This window comes from Kitasatospora sp. NPDC096077, from assembly GCF_040303245.1.
Classification (GTDB): Bacteria; Actinomycetota; Actinomycetes; order Streptomycetales; family Streptomycetaceae; genus Kitasatospora.
Genome location: NZ_JBEOSV010000094.1, coordinates 1 through 19,337, shown reverse-complemented (window position 1 = coordinate 19,337; position 19,337 = coordinate 1). Strand labels below are relative to the sequence as shown.

Sequence of the window (19,337 nt, the reverse complement as noted above, 5' to 3'; positions counted from 1 at the left end):
CCGGCTCACCCCCGACTCACCCCCGCAGGTCCACCAGCAGCGGCGGCACCTGCTCCCCCGACACCGCCGTCAACGACACCACCGCGTGCCCGGCCGGCAACGCGTGCGCCAGATCCGACGGCGACCACCGCAGCCGCTCCACGTCCCGCGTCGTCACCGACTCCGTCTGCGCCGTCGTCCCGGACAACGCCTTCCGCCCCATCCGCCCGGCCCGCCGCATCACCCCACCGGAGGTGTCGGGGGTGTGGGTCACCGCCGTCTCCTGCACCAGGTGCGTCCCCCAGGCCTCCGAGAACAGCCGCCCGTCCCAGGGCGCGATCCCGGGGAAGGCCACCCGGCAGCCGACCGCACCGAACAGCGGCGCCCGCAGCGCCTCCGGCAGGTCCACCAGGGTGCGCAGCAGCAGCACCGCGCCCGCGTTCGCGCCACGCATCCGCTGCAGACCGCGGACCGCGCCCGCGTCGAGGGCCGCGGAGGCGTCGTCCACCACCAGGCCCGCGAACAGCGAACGGTCCCCCCGGGCCCCGGCCGCCTGCACGAACTGCCCCACCACCAGCCGGGACAGCATCCGGGCGGCCTCCGGGTGGCTGCGCTCCGGCAGCTTCACCCGCACCCGCAGCGGATGGTCCAGCACCCGCATCGCGAACGGGGGACGGCCGGTGCCGTCGGTCGCGAAGGCCCCCTCGAAGGCGGGCCGCTCCAGCAGCCCCAACCGGTCCGCCAGCAGCGCCCCCGGGTCGTCCGCACGGCCGCGCTGACGCTCCCGGTGCTCCAGGTCCCGCTCGTACGCGGCCAGCCGGCCGGCCACGCCGAGCGCCTTCACCAGCGCCGCCAGCGCATCCGGGTCGCCGCCCAGCAGCGCCCGCAGCTCGCGCACCCCCGGGTAGCGGCCGTACGCGGCCTGGAACGGGCCGACCACCTGCTGCAGCGCCGTCCGGGCGTTCTCCGCCCGGGCGGTCAACTCGTCCGGCAGCAACGCGTCGGCCAGCCGGGCCGCTGCCTCGTCCGGGTCCTGCGCGGCGCCGTACAGGTCCAGCCCGTACACCGAGGCCGGGTCGCCGGGGGCGATCACCACGTCGTACCAGGCGTCCGGGCCGAGGTCCGCGTCCGCCGCGCCGACCACCACCGCACACGCGGTGCCGGCCAGCGCCTGCAGGCACAGCGCCTCCGCCACCGGCCGGGCCAGCCGCGCGGTCTTCCCCGTCCCGGCCGGACCGACCGCCAGCAGCGAGGTGCCCAGCACCGCCGGGTCCAGCGCGAAGTCCGCCGCCCGGTGGCTCAACGGGTTCTTCGGCACGTCCTGCGCCACGCCGAGACAGACCTGACCGAGCAGCAGGTCGTGCCGCCGGAGGCGGCCGGGCAGCTCACGCGCCTCCGAGGGGTGGGCGAAGGCCGCCGCGCCCCGGGCCGCCACCTGCTCGGCGAAGGCCGGCACGAACACCGGATCCGCCTGCGCGGACTCCCAGGCGCGCTGGATCCGCACGAAGTCCACGTCGCCGACCGCCTCCGCGTCCAGCCGCGCCGCCGCCTCCATCGCCCCGCCCCGGCGCAGCCCGTCCCACAGGTCCCGTCCCCGGGCCGCCTCCGCCGCCGCTCCGTCCTCCTCGACGGGGTCCTCCTCGGTCACCGTCCGCGACAGCAGCGGGGAGACGAAGCGGCGCCAGACCTCGGGCCAGCGGCCCATCCGGCCGAAGACCTTGATGACCACACCGATCACCAGAGCGTTGGCCACCAACAGGGTGAACATGGCCTCGGACTCGGAGGGCGAGGCCAGCGGTCCGATCCCCGTCTGCCCACCGAACCAGACCAGCACGTACATGAGGAGTTGCGTGCCGTACAGGTACGCGAACCACCCCACCACCGCGTTGAGCGCCGCCCGCAGCAGCAGCGGCCAGGTCGGGACCTTGGCGGCCTCCGCGCGTTCCGGGTCGATGCGGCGGTAGCCGAGCCGGAAGACGCCCGGTTCGGCCTCGGGGCGCGGGGCGGTGGCCCAGGCGGCGAGGTCGAAGCCGCCGCCGGGTGGGGTGCCGGGGCGTTGGTGGGGCAGGGGGGTCGGGGGTCTGGTGGTGGTGTGGTCGACGTGGTGGTGTGACCCGTCCTGTGCCATGTACGGCCCCGCTCCCTCGCCCGCCCGGCCCGACCGCCGTCGGTGCCGCCATACCCATGCCGCCGTACCGGCGACACGCCCGCGCTCAGGGTAGTGGAGCGGGGCCTGCGGGTAGTCGCGCCGTCCGCGCTGGCCGTGCCGGACAAGTCGGACGGCGCAGTGCTACCGAGTGGCGCATGCCTGGTCGGGGAGGGCGGCCGTAGCCTGCGAACCACCGAGCCGAGAAGTCTGGAGATACCCCATGAGCGCCGTAACGCCGCTCCCGCAGGAGCGCCGCCTGGTCACCGCGATCCCGGGTCCGAAGTCGCAGGAGCTGCAGGCCCGCAAGCTGGGTGCGGTGGCGGCCGGTGTCGGCACCACCCTGCCGGTGTACGTCACCCGTGCCAACGGCGGCGTGCTGGAGGACGTGGACGGCAACTCGCTGATCGACTTCGGCTCCGGCATCGCCGTGACCAACGTCGGCAACAGTGCCGAGGCCGTGGTGGCCAAGGCGAGCGAGCAGCTGGCCGCCTTCACCCACACCTGCTTCATGGTGACCCCGTACGAGGGTTACGTGGCCGTCGCCGAGCAGCTGAACGCGCTGACCCCGGGTGACCACGAGAAGCGCACGGCGCTGTTCAACTCGGGCGCCGAGGCGGTCGAGAACGCGGTGAAGGTCGCCCGCGCCTACACCAAGCGCACCGCCGTCGTGGTGTTCGACCACGGCTACCACGGCCGCACCAACCTGACCATGGGTCTGACGGCGAAGAACATGCCGTACAAGCAGGGCTTCGGTCCGTTCGCCCCGGAGATCCACCGGGTGCCGGTGGCCTACCCGTACCGCTGGCTGACCGGTGCGGAGAACTGCGCCGCCGAGGCCGCCGCGCAGGCGATCGAGATCATCAACAAGCAGATCGGCGCCGAGAACGTCGCCGCGATCATCATCGAGCCGATCCAGGGCGAGGGCGGCTTCATCGAGCCGGCCAAGGGCTTCCTGCCGGCCATCGTGGAGTTCGCGAAGGCGAACGGCATCGTGTTCGTCGCGGACGAGATCCAGACCGGCTTCTGCCGCACCGGCCAGTGGTTCGCGTGCGAGGACGAGGGCATCGTCCCGGACCTGATCACCACCGCCAAGGGCATCGCCGGCGGTCTGCCGCTGGCCGCTGTGACCGGTCGCGCCGAGATCATGGACGCCGCGCACGCGGGCGGTCTGGGCGGCACCTACGGCGGCAACCCGGTGGCCTGCGCCGCCGCGCTGGGCTCGATCGAGACCATGAAGGAGCAGGACCTCGTCGGCAAGGCGCAGCGGATCGGTGAGGTCATGCTGGGCCGCCTGCGTTCGATGCAGGAGAAGTTCGACATCATCGGCGAGGTCCGCGGCCGCGGCGCGATGATCGCCGTCGAGCTGGTGAAGCCGGGTGGCAAGGAGGCGAACGCGGAGGCCACCGCGGCGATCGCCAAGGCCTGCCACGCCGAGGGCCTGGTGGTGCTGACCGCCGGTACCTACGGCAACGTGCTGCGCTTCCTGCCGCCGCTGGTCATGCCGGAGCACCTGCTGAACGAGGGCCTGGACATCCTGGAGGCCGCGTTCGCCACCGTCTGAGCGGTGGCGGCCGTCAGGTCGTGATACCCCCTTCCGGAGGGTTGTCCGGACAGCGCTGAACGGCCCGCGGGGACTTACGGTCCTCGCGGGCCGTTCGGTTCCCCGGGGCTCTCCCGAGCTCTCCAGGGGTTCTCGCGGGGTTCTCCGGGGCCTCCTGGAGCCGGCCTGCAGCCGGTTCGGAGCCGGTTCGGAGCCGGTCCGGACCGGGGTGAAGATGATGTGCGGAATCGCTGAAGGCGCTCGGTGCGGAAGGGCGGTTGACGTAGTGTCATCACAGATGGACAGCGAGCCCCAGCCATTGGCGGAGCCGTCCGCGACACCTCCCCGAGGGGCGGGACGGCGCAGGCACCGCGCGGACAACCAGGCCGCCCCGGGAGGGTCGGCACACACCGAAGGCCGATCGACCGACCGTCCGACCCACACCCCCCGGGGCGCACGGAACGGCGATCATCAGAGCCGCCCCGGAGCTCTCCCCCCTGCTCCGGGGCGGCTGTCCGCTGTCCTGGGCCGGGTGGCCCGGTCGGTGGCGGTGCCGGTGACCGCGGCGGTGCTGCTGCTGGTGGTGTCCTGGCAGGTGGCGGTGGACGGGCCCCTGCTCGGTGTGGACCGCTCGGTCCGCGCGGCCGTCCGGACGTCCCACCGCGAGCACCCGAGCGCCCCGCTCGACCACCTGGGCCATCTGCTGTCGGACCTGGGCGGCGGGGTGCCCGCCGTCCCGGTGCTGCTGGCGGCCGGGGGGCTGGCCGCCTGGTGGTGGCGTCGGGCGGGGGCGGGGCGCTGGTGGCTGCCGTTGCCGGTGGCGGCGCTGACCGCGGTGCTGATCCCGTTGCTGGTGGTTCCCGCGAAGGCGGGGTTCGCCCGGCCGGGCCCGCTGGGGGATCCGTTGCTGCCGGGGCAGTGGGGCTGGTACCCCTCGGGGCACACCGCGACCGCGACGTTCTCGTACGGGGTGGCGGCGCTGCTGCTGGCCCGGGCGGCGGGCCGGCGGACGGCCCGGGGGCTGGCCGCGGCCGCCGTGCTGCTGGCGCTCGGGGTGGGTGCGGGGCTGGTGTGGAGCGACTTCCACTGGATGCTGGACGTGGTCGCCAGCTGGTGCCTGGCCGTCCTGGTGCTGTGGGCACTCGACCGCCGGCTGCCCCGGCCAGGCGCCTGACGGCGTCAGGCCTCGGGGGCGGCCTGCTCGGGCGCGTCCTCCTCGTTGCGGTGGACCAGGCCGGCCTCGCCGTTGTCGCGGTGCCATTCGACGACGAGTTCGTCGCGGGTGCCGAAGCGGACGAGGTGGCGGCCGACCACGTCCTCCAGGGTGGGCAGGTCCTCGCGCTCGCCCTCGACGGAGAGCAGCAGCGCGTCGGGCCGGGCCTCCAGGGTGGCGGTCCCGGCGCGGAAGACCAGGGTGCCGAGGCCGGTCTCCGGGGAGAAGGACGTCTCGATCTTGCGGCTCATGTGGGCGGCGAGCTGCTTGGCGTAGCGGGCGGAGCGGTCGGTGGCGACGCGGGCGGTGGAAACGGGCATGGGTGCTCCAAGGACGGGAGGGAACTTAGGGTGCCCTCACTTGGGGCTACGGTAGCCCAGATGCTGAGCTAGGCTCAACATATTTCTCCGAGCACTTTCCGTCGCGGGCCGCACGCCCGGGACCGGCCGATACGCTTGGGCGCCGACGCCAGCCGAGGAGACCGCCGATGACCAGCACGCCGCCCGACACCCCGGCGGACCCCTCCCCCGGCACCCCTGGCACCTCCGGCGAACCCTGCACCGCAGGCGAGCCCGGCACCCCCGGCACCCCCGCCGAACTCGCGGACGCGATGACCAGGGCGATCAAGCGGATCCGACGGCAGACCGGCTGGCGGCTGGAACCGTACGGCATCACCCCCGGCCAGGCCCGGGCACTGCGCACGCTCGCCCATGTGCCCGGCTGCGAGACGCCGGACCTGGCGATGCGGCTCAGCGACCTCGCCGACAAGCTGCACATCGCGCCGCGCTCGGCGACCACGGTGGTCGACGCGCTGGAGGAGGCCGGACTGGTCGAGCGCCGCCCCGACCCGGCCGACCGGCGCGCGGTGCGGATCCTGCTGACCGAGGCCGGCCGCGCGGCGGTGGAGCGGATCGGACAGGTCCGGGACGAGGTGGCGCAGGAGTACTTCGGCGAGGTCAGCCCCGAGGACGAGGAGGTGCTGCTGCGAGTCCTGCGGGCCGCCGAGGCCCGTTTCCTCGCAGCCGGGCCGCCGCCGCGGACGGCGCCCCCGGGCGCAGCGCGGTGATCCCGATCCCGGCGACCACCAGCAGGGCCGCCGCGGCTGCCGTCGGGGTGACCCGCTCGCCGAGCAGCAGCCTGGCCGAGGACATCCCGAACACCGGCACCAGCAGCGAGTAGGGCGCCACGGCGGTGGCGTCGTGGCTCCGCAGCAGGTAGCTCCAGGCGACGAAGCCGAACAGGGTGGAGAGCAGCCCGACGTAGCCGATCACGCCGAGCCCGCCGAGGGTCATCCCGCGCAGCGCCCGCAGGTCCGCGTCCGGGCCCTCCACCAGCAGGGACAGCAGCAGCAGCGGAAGCGGCGGGACGGCGCTGACCCAGACCATCCAGCGCAGCGCGTCCGGCGGCGCGGCCTTGCGGGTGAGCACGTTGGACAGGCCCCAGGCGACGGCTGCCAGCACGACCAGGGCGAAGGCCCCGAGCGGGCCGCCGAGGCCCTGTTCGAAGGCGGCCAGGGCGATGCCCGCGAAGGCGATCGCCAGCCCGAACAGCCGCCTTCGGCCCGGGCGTTCGCCCAGCAGACCGGCCGCGAACAGCGCGGTGAAGCCGGCCTGCCCCTGGAGCAGCAGGGAGGAGAGGCCGGCCGGCGCCCCGGCGTGCATGCCGAGGAAGAGCAGCCCGAACTTGACCACCCCGAGGACCAGGCCGACCGCCAGCACCCAGCGCCAGGCCACCCTGGGCGGGCCGACGAAGAAGACCGCCGGGACGGCGACCACGGCGAACCGTAGGGCGCAGAAGAGCAGCGGCGGGAAGCTGTCCAGGCCGACGTCGATCAGGACGAAGTTGAGGCCCCACACGGCGGCCACCAGGACGGCCAGGGCGATGTGGCGGGGGCGCATGCTCGGGCCGGCCGGAGCGGCGGGTGTCGCGGTCATGGAGCGAGCATGGCCGCCCCGGAGTGTGTAGCACCAGCGATGAATACTGAAGGGGACCGTTTAGGATCGCTGTATGATGGATCTGGGGCGCCTGCGGGCGCTGCACGCGGTGGCGGTGCACGGCTCGGTCGGCGGGGCGGCGACGGCGCTCGGCTTCACGCCCTCCGCGGTCTCGCAGCAGATCGCCAAACTGGAGCGGGAGACGCGTACGGTGCTGCTGGAACGGCAGGGCCGGGGCGTGGTGCTGACCGACGCGGCCCGGGAGCTGGCCGCCACCGCGCGGACCGTCCTGGGGCTGGTGGAGCAGGCCGAGGTGCGGCTGGAGGAGCAACGCGGCCGGGCGGTCGGGCGGCTGCTGGTGGCCAGCTTCGCGACCGGTGCGCGCGGGCTGATGCCCGGGGTGCTGGCCGAGCTGCGACGGCGCTGCCCGGAGCTGGACGTGCGACTGCTGGAGAGCGACCCGTACCCGGCGGCGGAGCTGGTCGCGCGGGGTGAGGTGGACCTGGCCCTGGTGCAGGACTGGCCGAGCGTGCCGCTGCCGGTGCAGGAGGGGGTCTCCCGGCTGGACCTCGGGACGGACCGGGTGGACCTGGTGCTGCCCGCCGGGGACGAGCTGGCGGAGCTGGACGCGGTGCCGGTGGAGCGGCTGCTCGGGCAGCGCTGGATCAGCGTGCCGCCGGGCAACATCTGCCACGACTGGCTGCTCCGGACCCTGCGCGAGGCCGGCGAGGAGCCGGACGTGCGCTACCAGCTCGGCGACTTCGAGACCCAGATCGCGCTGGTGGCGGCCGGGCTGGGGATGGCCCTGGTGCCCCGGCTCGGCCGGGGCCCGCTGCCGGCCGGGGTGGTGGTCCGCCCGGTCGCCTCGCAGCCGAGCCGGCGGGTGTTCGCGCTCTGGCGCTCCCAGGCCTCCCGGCGGCCGGCCATCACCGAGGCGCTGGCGGCGATGCGGGAGGGCTGGAGCACCATCCAGCGGGACGCCCCGCCGCACTGACCGGTGCCGCCGGGCGCGGCGCCGGACGCGATCCGGCCGGACCGGAGCTAATTGGCGAGGCCGATGACCAGCCACATGAAGCCGACCCCGGCCAGGGTGCACAGCAGGGTGCTGCGCGAGGGGTGCGGGCTGTGGGCCTCGGGGAGGATGTCGGAGGTCGCCAGGTAGAGCAGGAAGCCGGCGAAGAAGCCCAGGTAGAGGCCGAGCAGGTGCTCCGGGATGGTGAAGGCCAGAGTGACCGCGGCGCCGGAGACCGGGGCCAGCGCGTCGGCCGCGAGCAGGGTCAGCGCCCGGCGCCGGTTGTTCCCGTACAGCCGGGTGATCGTGTACGTGTTGAAGCCGTCGGCGAAGTCGTGGGCGACCACCGCGATGGCCACCACGGTGCCGACGGTGGTGCCGGCCTGGAAGGCGGCGCCGATCGCGAAGCCGTCCATCACGCTGTGCCCGACCAGGGCCAGCGCGGCGGTCAGGCCGACGCCCTGGCGGTCGGAGCGGTGGGAGTGGCCGTGGTGGTGGCCGTGGGTGTGCTCGGCGTACTCGCCCTCGTGGCCGCGGTGGATGGCGACGGCGCGTTCGACCACGTGGATGGCGAGGAAGCCGGCCGCGAACATCAGCAGGGCCTGGGGCACGCCGTGCACCTCGTCCGGCGCCTGGTGGAGGGCCTCGGGCAGCAGGTCGAAGACGACCACGCCGAGCATCAGTCCGGCGGCGAAGCCGAGCACCAGGTGGCGGCGGTCGCCGGTGCGATGGGCGACGAAGCCGCCGATCAGCGTCATCAGGAACGCTCCGGCGGCGACCAGGACGGCGGTCATCGGGCCGCCTCCGCCATGGCGCCGGGCGCGGCCGACGGCCGGGTCCGGACGTTTGGCCGGGTCGGGGCCGGCGGTGCTGCCGCCTGGCCGGTCGGACGGCCGGTTCCGCCGTGTGGTCTGCCGAGCGCTCTGCCCATTCCTCTCCCCCTGCGGTCCGCCCGTGGCCGGGCCGAGCGCCGACCGTACCGGACGCCCGTTCGGGGGTGATCGCCCGGGGGTGCCGGGGGCCCGACCGCTGCTCGGCCGCGGCCCGGTCGGCCCGGTCCCCTCAGCCTTGGTCCGGGTACGGAGGAGCGCCCGCCGGGTGGGCCGTCGGAGTGAGAGCCTGGATCGGTGCAGGTCGGACCGGGTCGGAGCCGGTCGGGACGGTTCGGGGCGGGACGGTTCGGGTCGGGACCGTCAGCGGCCGGTGGCGAGCGGCAGGCCGAGGTGGGTGCGGGCGAGTTCGCGGACGCCGTCGCCGTCGATCAGGTGGATGTGGCGGTGGCCGTCCTCGGCGGTGAGGTCCAGCGCCTCCTCGGCGAAGCTGCCGGTGGTCAGCCGCAGGCCGCGTTCCGCGGACTCCTCGCGGACCGCCTCGGCCAGGGTCTCGATCTGCTCCGCGGTGACCGGTTCGGAGTCCCGGGAGGCCCAGACCACCCAGCGGCCGGGCAGGGCGCTGCCGGGGGCGCCCTCGCCGGTGGCGACCAGCCCGGCCGGGCCGCGCAGCCGGACGCTCCACTCGGCGAGCCCGCCCCGCGTCAGCAGGTCGCGCACCAGCTGGGCGAACTCGTTGGCGGACAGGTCGGGCGCGGCCGGGACGGCGGCACCGGCCCGGCCGGCCGGCCGGACCACCGCGCGGGCGTACGGGTCCGGGGTCACGGCGGCACCGAGCTGACGCAGCCGGACCAGCGCCTCGTCCTGCTCGGCGTCCGCGTAGACGCCCTCGTCGTCGCGGTCCTCGTACGGGGTCTCCGGCGGCAGCAGCCGGGTGCGGGCCAGGGCGTCGCGGTCGGCGTCCACGCTGACCAGGCAGAACGGCTCGGCCGCGCCGGGCTCGCGCAGCCAGCCGTTGAGGACGACGCCGGCGAGTATCTCGTCGGTGTCCACCGCGTCGGCGGCCTGGAGCGACCGTAGAGCGAGCCGGGCGACCAGCCGCAGGTAGTCGGTGGCCCGGTCCGCGGGCGGACGCGGCACCGGGAGGATGTCGCCCTCGGGGGCGAGCCGGTAGCCGGTGAGCGAGGGCACCAGGTCGAGCGGGGGCAGGTCGAGGTCCAGCACGGCGGTGCGGGTGAGCGGGCGGAAGACCGCCCGGCAGGGGGCGGGCAGGTCCTGGGTGGCGGTCTCGGCGGCGGCCAGCGCACGCTCCAGCAGCGACTCCACGGCGGCCGGTTCGGCCAGCCGGTAGGCGCGCCGGCACTCCTCCAGGCTGTCGTTGTACTCGCGCACGGCCCGGGCCCGGGCCTCCTCGGCCGCCTCGTGGGCGCGCCGGGACTCGTCGGCGGCCGGGCGGCCGGCCTCGGCCCGGCGGGTGCGCCACTCGCGCAGGGCGCGCTGGTGGGTGAGCCGGGCCTGGGCCAGTTCGCGCTGGTAGCCGGAGTCCAGCAGTCGGCGGGACGCGCCGCTCTCCGGGTCGGCGGCGGCCGGTTCCTCGGGGGCGTAGTCCGCCCAGCGGGGCTCGGCCCCGTCGTCGGGTTCCGGGCCGTCGGCCGGGTAGGGGCGGGGCTCGTAGTGCCGCAGCTGGCTCTCGAAGTCCATCGCCGAGACGGGCAGCGCGGCCCGCCGCAGCAGGTCCGCCAGCCGGTCGTGCTCGGCCTTGACGGTGAGCGTGCGGTGGTGGGTCAGGGCGGCGGCCCGGGCGTGCGCCGCGACGGCCTCGGCGGGGTCGGCCGGATCGGCCACGGGGTCGGGACCGGGGTGGCCCGGGTCGGCGGCGCCCTGCTCGGAGCCCTGGCCGGCCGGGCCGCCCCCGGCCGGCTCCTGGTCGGGAGGGCCGGACGCCGCCCCGGCCGCGGCACCGTCCGGCTCCGGCCCCTGTTCGGCGCCGAGGTCACGGAACACCGAGGCGAGGAAGCCCGGTCGGGGGAACTGGACGGTGGCGGTGCCGTCCGACTGGCCGTCTGCTGAGTACTGCATCGGTCGTCGTTCCCCCATGCTCGTCCGGCGCCTTCCGGGGGCGACCGACCGGCCCGCGGCCCCGCCCCTGCCGGACATTGTCCACCGAACGGGCGCAGCGGTCAGCCAAGCCGGTCAGTTGGTCCGGGTGTTGGTGAGGTGGAGACCGATGTAACCGACATAGATCCGGCCACTGCCGGAGCAGTCGTCCAGGTAGTGCAGCCGGGGTGCGGTGCGCCCGCCGCCGATCCGCAGGTGCGCACCCATGAACGCCCGCCGGGAGGCGTCCACGCACTCCGGCACCGGCAGCATCCGTTCGCGCTTCCACTTGGTGTGGCTGAACACCGTCCGGGACTCCCCGCGCACCGCCTTGCGGGGCGGGAAGCGGTGGCAGCCGTCCGGGGTGTGCTCGCACCACTGCTTGAAGTCCCCGCCGGCCGAGCCGCGCACGGCCGCCTCGGCGTACTCCTGGAGGGCGGTCAGGCCGTCCCAGGCGAGCCGGGCCCAGCCGGCGCCCGCGCACTGGAGTCCGTCCAGGGCGAGTGCGCTCTTCTGGTCCCCGGTGAACGTGAGCAGCGGGAAGTCGCCCAGCCTGGTGAGGAGTTCGGTGAAGGTCTCGGGCTTGCCGAGGCACCCGGCGGACGGGGCGGCGGAGCGGCGGACGGGGCCGGCCGCGATCGTGCCCGGGGCCGAGGGCGGTCCGCTGCAGTGACGGCCGGTCAGGGCGCCGTGCGGGCCGGTCCGGAGGCGGCCCTCGTGGCCGTCCCTGCCCTGGCCGTGGTCGCGGCGCTCCAGCCGGAGGGCGTGCCGGACCCGCTCCAGTTCGTCGACCCTCGCCTGCTGTTCGGCGCGGTCCTGCTGCTCCTCGCGGGCGAGCGCGGCCAGTTCGGCTGCGGTCGCCGCAGTCGTGCCGGTGCCGGTGTCGGCACCGGTGCGGGGGGCCGGCTCCGCGTTCGGGCGGGCGGGCTCGGCCGTCGCCCGGTCGGCGGCGCGGCGCAGCTGCGGGGGCGGGACGCGCAGCACCGGCACGGCGGCCAGCGGCGGCGGCAGCGGCTGGTCGGCGGCGAGGCGGCGCGGCTCGCGGGCGAGCAGCCCGGCGGCGCGGCGGGGGTCCTGCTCTATTCGGCCCCGGGCGAGGACCGGATGTCGGGCGCTGTCCTGCCGGGAGGCCGGGTCGACCTCGGGCAGGTAGGTGCGCACCGCACCGCCGTACACGGTGTGGTACTCCAGCGCTACGTTGAAGCCGCTGCGGGCGCCCGGGTCCAGCACGTAGGCGGTGGCGAGGCCGGGCAGTTGTCGGCAGAGCGGGCGGACCACGTCCTCGACCCAGTGGTCGAGCGGGAGGTTCACCGGCACGCTGGCGACCACGGTGGGCAGTCGGCGCGCCGGGTCGCACAGCTCGTCGATCAGGTCGTCGACCTCGCCGGCCGTGATCACCCGGGGGGCGGGGTGGACGGCGGCCGGGCCGTCGGCGGCGTCCAGCAGCGGGAGCAGCGTGCGGGCCAGCTCGGGCACCGGCACCCGGCAGGGGGTGCGCACCCCGCTGCCGGTGTTGTGCGTCTCGGACTCCAGCCGGAACCAGGTGGGGCCGCCGGCGCCGGTGGCCACGGTGAGGGTGAGCTGTCGGGTGCCGTGCGGGGCCGGGGTGCGCAGGCGGCGGCGATCGTAGCGGCCGGCTCCGGGGCCGCCGCGCAGCGGTCCGTGGTCCCGGTCCAGCAGGACCCGATCGCCCAGGCGCAGACGCTCGGGAGCGGTGGTGAGGGTGCCCGGCGGTTGTGCCGCGGCGGTGCGGGGGGCGGGCGGGGGCTCCTCGCAGCCCTCCTGCTTCAGCCAGGAGGCGAGTTGCTCGTCGGCCAGGGCGACGGCCTCGGCGTGCGGAAGGGCGGTGGTGACGGTCATCCGGTAGGGCGTCGCGGGGCCCCGGAGGCCGGGGAGGTCGGCACCGGCGGGCGACGGCGAACGGTCTGAGGTCATGCGCATACCTCCGTGGTGCGGGGTGGGGTCTGTTGTCCTCCATCGATGGTTTTCGTCCGGTTCCGCCGGATCCTTGCCCAGGAAACGCCATGGCCCGGAGCGGAAGTTCCAACTCCGGGCCACGACACTACGTTCGGGTGAATCTGTTCAAGCCGTCTACCGCGTGGCGCAGCCGCTCGGCTACGCGGAGCAACCCGTCGACGGGCCGGGCCGGGGCCCGGACCGCGCTCAGACCGGCACTTCGACGTAGGTCCGGCCGGCCGGGACCGCCACCGCGGTACCGCCGGTCGCCTCGGCCAGCCAGGTGTGGAACCCGGCCACCTCCGGTTCCGGCACGCCCACCTCGATCCGCACCCCGGCCGCCTCGTAGGCGAGGTCGCTCACCGCGTACCCGGCGGCCCGCAGGTCGTTCTCCACCCGCCCGGCGCGCACGTGGTCCGCCGTCACCGCGAGCAGCGCGACCGGCCGCCGCTCCAGCAGGCCGACCTCGTCGACCGCCGCCGACACCGCGTTCCCGTACGCCCGCACCAGGCCGCCCGCGCCGAGCTTGATCCCGCCGAAGTACCTGGTCACGACGGCGACGGTGTCGGTCAGGCCGCGGCGGCGAAGCACCTCCAGCATCGGCACCCCGGCCGTGCCGCCGGGCTCGCCGTCGTCGCTGGAGCGCTCGCGGCGCTGCTCGTCGCCGACCACGAAGGCGGTGCAGTTGTGCCGGGCGTCCCAGTACCGCTTGCGGACGCCGGCGATGAAGGCCTGGGCCTCGTCCTCGTCGGAGACCCGGGCGAGGTGGCAGATGAAGCGGGACTTCTTGATCTCGGTCTCGTGGCTGCCGGCCCGCCGGATGGTGAGGTACGGCCTGGCGGTCGGTTCCGGCGTGGCGGACATGGCGCGGTGGTTCTCCCGGGAACGGCGACGGCTGGCGGCGCGCGCCCCGGGGGTCCGGGGCGGCACCGCCAGCCTAGTTGGCGCGTCGGCGGAGGGGTCCGCGGGCGGGCGCGGGGGCTCCCGGCCGGAGCCGCGGGGAGGGGTCAGCGACCGGCCAGGGCGTCCAGCCGCGCGCGGTCCAGGCCGGTCAGCGCGGTGACCTCGGCCGGGTCGACGGCACCGCAGTCCAGGCCGCGCAGCAGGTAGCCGCTGAGCGCCCGGGCGGTGGCCGGCTCGTCCATCACGTCGCCGCCCGTCTTGGCCACGTACGCGGCCAGTCGGGCGGCGGCCGCCGCCAGGCCCTCCCGGTAGAAGGAGTAGACCGCGACGTAGCGGGTCGGCAGGTGGGCCGGGTGCATGTCCCAGCCCTGGTAGTAGGCGCGGGCCAGCGAGCGGCGGACCAGGTCGTGGTGGAGCTTCCAGGCGGCGTGCACCTGCGCGGTGGAGCCGGTGGGGATGACGTTGGTCGAGCCGTCGGACAGCCGGACGCCGGTACCGGCCGCGGCCACCTGCATCACCGCCTTGGCGTGGTCGGCGACCGGGTGGTCCATGCTCTGGTGGGCCGCGCTGACGCCGCAGGAGGCGCTGTAGTCGAAGGTGCCGTAGTGCAGGCCGGTGGCGCGGCCCTCGGCGGCCTCGATCATCCGGGCGACGGTGGCCCGGCCGTCCGGGCCCAGGATCGCCTGGGTGGTCTCGATCTGGATCTCGAAGCCGATCCGGCCGGCGGGCAGCCCGGCCCGGCGCTCGAAGTCCTCCAGCAGCCGGACCAGCGCGGTGACCTGCTCGGCGTAGGTGACCTTGGGCAGGGTGAGGACCAGGCCCTCCGGCAGGCCGCCGGCGGCCAGCAGGCCGGCGAGGAACAGCTCCAGGGTGCGGATCCCGCGGGCCCGGACGGGCGCCTCCATGCACTTGATCCGGATGCCGACGTACGGCGGCGCGCTCCCGTCGGCGACCGCGGCCGCGACCAGCTCGGCGGCCCGGACGGCGGCGGCGTCCTCCTCGGCGTCGGGCCGGGGGCCGTAGCCGTCCTCGAAGTCGATCCGCAGGTCCTCGACCGGCTCGCGCTCCAGCTTGGCGCGCACCCGGGCGTGCACGTCGGCGAGCAGTTCGTCGTCGGCCACGCCGAGGGCTCGGGCCAGCTCGGCCGGGGTGCCGGCGTGGGTGTCGAAGGCCTCCAGGGCCTGGCGGCCCCACTCCCGGACGGTGTCGGCGCGGAAGGCGTCGGCCGGGACGTAGACGGTGTGCACGGGCTGCCGGGTGCCGGGGTCGCCGGGGTAGCGGCGGGCCAGGTCGGCGTCCACCGGGGCGAGCAGCGCCTCCACGGCGGCGCGGGCGTCGGCGGAGAAGGAGGCCCCGCCCGTCGGTCCGGTTCCGTCGACCTCGACCTGCGACATCCGCACTCCTCCATGCCGAACCAGCGCTTCAACAATTTGTTGAGGCGAAGGTAGCTCCGGTGGGATCGGGCGTCAATGGCCGACCGAGCGGTGGACCGGATTCGGGCGCGGGCGTCGGCCCGGACGTTTGCCCGGGCCTCGACGCGGGCCTCGACCCGGGCCCCCCGTGTGGGCTCAGTCCCTTCCGGCGGCGGCGTAGCGGTCGCGCAGCTGCGGGTAGAGCTCGGCGACCTCCTTGGGGTGGACCGAGCCGTCCGGGCCCTTGCCGGTGATCCCGTACTCGGTGGTCAGCCAGGCGGCGAGGCGCTGGGGGTCGGGCTGGTGACCGTGGCTGTCCATGTACGAGACCAGGGCGTCGTAGGCGATGTCCTGGTCGAGGGGCATGGGCTCCGGGAGGTGTGCGGGCTCGGCGCCTTGGACGGGCTCCTCGGCCGGAACCGGCTGCTCGGGCCGGGCGTGCTGCTCGGCCCGGGCGGACGGCTGACGGTGCTGCGGCTCGACGGACGGCTCGGGCTGCGGCTGCTGGGCGGCCGGGCGCTGGCCCTGCGGTGCCTGAGGAGCCTGCGGGGCCATCGGGGTCTGCGGGACCGGCGGGACCGGGACGGGCCCCTCGTCGAGCGGACGCGGGGGCTTGAACCACGGCGAGGCCTGGCCGGGCACCCGTCCGCCCGGGGCGGCGTCGGCCGGGTGGCCGGTGGTGCGGACCGGGCGCTCGGTCCAGACGTTCAGCTCCTCGCCGCGCGGCGGCGCGGCGGCCGCCGCCTCGTCCGGCTCCTGGGCGGCGCGCAGCCGGACGGCGTGGAGGCGTGCCAGCATCGGCGCGGCGACCTCGGCGGACATCGGCACCGGGGCCGCGGCGGGCTGCGCCTCGGGGTCGAGGTCGGGGCCGGGGGCGACCTCGGGCTGGACCTGGACCTGGGCACCCTGGGTCTGGGCCGCCGGGGGCTGGACCTGCTGCGGCTGCGCCGCCTGGTTCGGGGCCTGGAACTGGGCCTGGCTCTGCGGCTGCGCCTGAGCCTGTGCCTGGACCGGGTTGCCGACGGCGGGCGCCGCCGGGGCGATGGCCGTCGCGGCGCGACTCTGCTGGGAGCGGTCGTCGAGCTCCTGCGTCCCCTGCGCCGCCGGCGCCTCCTTGGCCTCGCGCTCGCGGGCCTCCTCGTCCAGTCGGTCCAGCAGCGACGGGTCCAACGGGACGCCGAACTTGGCGAGCTTGAGCGGCAGCAGCGCCTGGATCGGGGCGGAGCGGCGCCAGCCCCGGCCGTAGCGGAAGCGCAGCTGCGCCCGGTAGACCAGCCGGTTCTGTTCCAGCCGGATGACCTCTTCGTAGGAGCGGAGCTCCCAGAGCTTCATCCGCCGCCAGAGCCGGAAGGTGGGCACCGGGGAGAGCAACCAGCGCATCACCCGGACCGACTCCATGTGGCGGTCCGCGGTGATCGCCGCGATCCGGCCGACCGCGTGCCGGGAGGCCTCGACCACGACGACGAACAGCACCGGGATGACGGCGTGCATCCCCATGCCGAGCGGATCGCCCCAGGAGGCGGCCGCGTTGAAGGCGATGGTGGCGACGGTCAGCAGCCAGGCGGTCTGGCGCAGCATCGGGAAGGGGATCCGCAGCCAGGTCAGCACCAGGTCGAGGGCGAGGAGCACGACGATGCCCGCGTCGACGCCGATCGGGAAGGCGTAGGAGAAGGCACCGAAACCTTTCTCCATGGCCAGCTCGCGCACCGCGTTGTACGAACCCGCGAACCCGATGCCCGAGATGATGCAGGCACCGCCCGCGACCATGCCGAGCAGACCGCGGTGAGCCTTGGTGAGCGTTGGGCGTGCCATTACGTCTATCAACCCCTGGATGTCGGCGGCTGCCGTACTCGCCTCGGCTGCCGGTGCCCGCCAGTCGGGCCGCCGGACGGCTGGGCAACCTCCGGGCTCGGCCCACCGGAGTTTACTCGTACGCGTGTTTCAGCGTTTCCGCAGCCCGGAGTGTCACTGTACGGGCCGTCGGCCCGCTCCTCCCAACCGGTCGGGGCGTCAGCGGCTCTGCCCCGCCGTGCCGTTGAGGTAGGCGAGCACGGCCATCACCCGGCGGTTGGCGTCCTCGTCCGGGGCGAGTTCGAGCTTGCTGAAGATGTTGGCGATGTGCTTGGCCACGGCTCCGTCGCTCACCGAGAGGCGGCCGGCGATGGCCGAGTTGGAGCACCCCTCGGCCATCAGCTCCAGCACCTCGCGCTCGCGCGGGGAGAGCCCGAGCAGCGGGCCCGGGCGGCGTGACGTGGTCTCCATCAGCTTGGCGATCACGTCCGGGTCCATCGCCGTCCCGCCCGCCGCCACCCGACGGACCGCGTCGATGAACTGGTCGGCGTTGAACACCCGGTCCTTCAGCAGGTAGCCGATCCCGCCCGTGCCGTCGGCCAGCAACTCCCGTGCGTAGAGCTGCTGGACATGCTGCGAGAGCACCAGCACCGGAAGGCCGCGGATCTCCCGGCGCGCCTTGAGTGCGGCCTGGAGCCCCTCGTCGGTGAGCGTCGGGGGCAGCCGGACGTCCACCACCGCCACGTCGGGGCGGTGGGTCAACAGCGCGTCCAGCAGCTCGGGGCCGGTCTCCACGGCGGCCGCGATGGTGAAGCCGTGGGCTTCCAACAGGCGGATCAGGCCTTCGCGGAGGAGGTAGAGGTCCTCGGCGAGGACAACTCGCACGGCAACTCCAAGGTGATGGTGGTGGGACCGCCCGACGTGCTGTCGATGGCGAGGACACCGTCGAAGGTACCCAATCGACGCTCGATCCCGCGCAGGCCCGTACCCCGTGACGGATCCGCCACCCCCACGCCGTCGTCCGTCACCGTGACCCGGAGGGACCCGGCCCGGTACAGGATGTCCACCCACACCTGCTCCGCCTCCGAGTGCTTGGCCGCGTTGGCCAGCAGTTCGCTGATGCTGAAGTAGACGGCCGCCTCGACCGGGGCGGGCAGCCGGTCCGGCAGGCTCACGAACACCTCGGTCGGCAGTGCACTGTCCAGCGCCAACGCCCGCACCGCGTCGCCGAGTCCGCGCTCGGCGAGCACCGGCGGGTGGATGCCGCGGACCAGGTCGCGCAGCTCCTGCAGGGCCCGGGCCGAGGACTGCCGGGCCTCGGAGAGGAGCTCCCGCGCGGCCGCCTGGTCGGTCTCCATCAGGTGCTCGATGGTCCCCAGCGTCATCCCGATCGCCACCAGCCGCGCCTGGGCGCCGTCGTGCAGGTCGCGCTCGATCCGCCGCAACTCGGCCGCCTGGCTGCCCACCGCGTCGGCCCGGGTCTCGGTCAACTCGGCCACCCGCTTGGTCAGCTGGGCGTGCGTGGCCCGGCCGTCCTGGTCCAGCACCCGGCGGGCCACCTCCACGTACCCCCGCACCGCGTGCGGGGCGAGGAGTATCCCGGCGACGATCATGCCGATCCCGACCACCAGGCTCAGCCCGACCCGGACCATCCGCGCGCTCAGTGGACCGAAGCCGTTCGCCGGCACCACGCCGCCCAGGGCGAAGGCCGTACCCAGCACCAGCAGCAGGACCACCGCGCCGCCCAGGACCGCGGCGAGGACCGGGTTCACGATCATCCAGAGCAGCTCGGCCCGGGTGGTCCGGTCCCGCAGGCCCCAGTGGACCAGCTGCGCGTACTTCGCGACGGTCTGCGAGCGGTGGTACGAGTAGCCCGTCCACCAGTGCCCGCGCTCGTCCGGCTCCAGCCTCGGCACCGGCTCGTAGACGGCCGGCAGCCGGATGCCGTACCAGCGCTCCAGCAACAGCCGGGTGCGGTCCGCCGTCCGCCGGAGGAAGACCGAGGCCACCGCGGCGCCCACGACCGCCGCCGCCCCGAGGGCCAGCACGGCCGACAGGTAGTAGTACTGCAGGAGCTGAGCCGTCACCACTCCCGTGAAGACGGCCGCCACCAGCGGGATCACGAACCCGGGCACCGCGGCCAGCACCACCTGAGCCAGCCGGGCCAGCCCCTGGCCGCCGGCCTGGAAGGCCGCCTCGGTCTGCGCACGGACGGACGTGCCGCTCGTACGAGTCTCTGTGGTCACGCAAGCTCCTGATGCCGGTACCGATCGTCCTCCTTCAGTGTTCACGAACGACCCGCTCCGGACACTGGCCGTGGCACCCCAATTCCGAGGTAGACCTAGGACCACCTGTCGATGACAGGAGCAACACCCGGCCGCTCGGATGATCATCGGATCGGACCGTGGACCGGACCGTCCGGAAATGCGAAAAGGCCCACCCGGTAACCCGGGCGGGCCTTTTCTGAAGAATTGTTCGGCGGCGTCCTACTCTCCCACAGGGTCCCCCCTGCAGTACCATC

15 protein-coding genes are annotated in these 19,337 nt (G+C 75.0%); 4 read left to right on the top strand and 11 right to left on the bottom strand.

Features of this window, described 5'->3' with window-relative positions:
* Window positions 1–16: 16 nt before the first annotated feature.
* On the bottom strand, window positions 17–2,107 hold the full coding sequence (locus ABTZ03_RS40770) for a type IV secretory system conjugative DNA transfer family protein (protein ID WP_350518297.1): 2,091 nt from the start codon (window positions 2,105–2,107) through the stop codon (window positions 17–19).
* Window positions 2,108–2,348: 241 nt separating this feature from the next.
* On the opposite strand from ABTZ03_RS40770, the gene gabT reads away from it, so the two are divergent.
* A complete protein-coding gene (gene gabT, locus ABTZ03_RS40765) occupies window positions 2,349–3,689 on the top strand; it encodes a 4-aminobutyrate--2-oxoglutarate transaminase (protein ID WP_350518296.1) in 1,341 nt (446 codons plus the stop codon).
* 511 nt (window positions 3,690–4,200) lie between these two features.
* A complete protein-coding gene (locus tag ABTZ03_RS40760) occupies window positions 4,201–4,842 on the top strand; it encodes a phosphatase PAP2 family protein (RefSeq protein WP_350518295.1) in 642 nt (213 codons plus the stop codon).
* 5 nt (window positions 4,843–4,847) lie between these two features.
* Here ABTZ03_RS40760 and ABTZ03_RS40755 read toward each other — a convergent pair whose 3' ends face one another.
* On the bottom strand, window positions 4,848–5,201 hold the full coding sequence (locus ABTZ03_RS40755) for a DUF2218 domain-containing protein (RefSeq protein WP_350518294.1): 354 nt from the start codon (window positions 5,199–5,201) through the stop codon (window positions 4,848–4,850).
* Window positions 5,202–5,368: 167 nt separating this feature from the next.
* Between ABTZ03_RS40755 and ABTZ03_RS40750 the strand changes: the two genes are divergently transcribed.
* Window positions 5,369–5,947, top strand: coding sequence for a MarR family winged helix-turn-helix transcriptional regulator (locus ABTZ03_RS40750; RefSeq protein WP_350518293.1), 579 nt, complete (start codon window positions 5,369–5,371; stop codon window positions 5,945–5,947).
* Here ABTZ03_RS40750 and ABTZ03_RS40745 read toward each other — a convergent pair.
* A complete protein-coding gene (locus ABTZ03_RS40745; RefSeq protein ID WP_350518305.1) occupies window positions 5,838–6,779 on the bottom strand; it encodes an EamA family transporter in 942 nt (313 codons plus the stop codon). The two genes, ABTZ03_RS40750 and ABTZ03_RS40745, sit on opposite strands and share 110 nt — an antisense overlap.
* A gap of 109 nt (window positions 6,780–6,888) precedes the next feature.
* Between ABTZ03_RS40745 and ABTZ03_RS40740 the strand changes: the two genes are divergently transcribed.
* Window positions 6,889–7,809: a LysR family transcriptional regulator gene (locus ABTZ03_RS40740; RefSeq protein WP_350518292.1), complete on the top strand. Its 921-nt coding sequence runs from the start codon at window positions 6,889–6,891 to the stop codon at window positions 7,807–7,809.
* Window positions 7,810–7,856: 47 nt separating this feature from the next.
* Here ABTZ03_RS40740 and ABTZ03_RS40735 read toward each other — a convergent pair whose 3' ends face one another.
* The 8 genes from ABTZ03_RS40735 to ABTZ03_RS40700 form a co-directional block, all read right to left on the bottom strand.
* A complete protein-coding gene (locus ABTZ03_RS40735) occupies window positions 7,857–8,621 on the bottom strand; it encodes a ZIP family metal transporter (RefSeq protein WP_350518291.1) in 765 nt (254 codons plus the stop codon).
* 399 nt (window positions 8,622–9,020) lie between these two features.
* Entirely contained in the window at window positions 9,021–10,736 is a 1,716-nt protein-coding gene (locus ABTZ03_RS40730) for a restriction endonuclease (RefSeq protein WP_350518290.1), read from the bottom strand.
* Window positions 10,737–10,850: 114 nt separating this feature from the next.
* Complete coding sequence (locus ABTZ03_RS40725) at window positions 10,851–12,689, bottom strand: hypothetical protein (protein WP_350518289.1); 1,839 nt, start codon at window positions 12,687–12,689, stop codon at window positions 10,851–10,853.
* Window positions 12,690–12,917: 228 nt separating this feature from the next.
* Complete coding sequence (locus ABTZ03_RS40720) at window positions 12,918–13,574, bottom strand: YigZ family protein (RefSeq protein ID WP_350518288.1); 657 nt, start codon at window positions 13,572–13,574, stop codon at window positions 12,918–12,920.
* A gap of 143 nt (window positions 13,575–13,717) precedes the next feature.
* Complete coding sequence (locus ABTZ03_RS40715; RefSeq protein WP_350518287.1) at window positions 13,718–15,007, bottom strand: DUF6986 family protein; 1,290 nt, start codon at window positions 15,005–15,007, stop codon at window positions 13,718–13,720.
* 174 nt (window positions 15,008–15,181) lie between these two features.
* Window positions 15,182–16,837: a DUF2637 domain-containing protein gene (locus ABTZ03_RS40710; protein ID WP_350518286.1), complete on the bottom strand. Its 1,656-nt coding sequence runs from the start codon at window positions 16,835–16,837 to the stop codon at window positions 15,182–15,184.
* 198 nt (window positions 16,838–17,035) lie between these two features.
* Window positions 17,036–17,701 (bottom strand): response regulator transcription factor, encoded by a 666-nt coding sequence (locus ABTZ03_RS40705; protein WP_350518285.1) that lies wholly within the window; start codon window positions 17,699–17,701, stop codon window positions 17,036–17,038.
* Complete coding sequence (locus ABTZ03_RS40700; RefSeq protein ID WP_350518284.1) at window positions 17,653–19,062, bottom strand: sensor histidine kinase; 1,410 nt, start codon at window positions 19,060–19,062, stop codon at window positions 17,653–17,655. The genes ABTZ03_RS40705 and ABTZ03_RS40700 overlap by 49 nt, the downstream gene beginning before the upstream one ends.
* Between the last annotated feature and the right edge of the window lie 275 nt (window positions 19,063–19,337).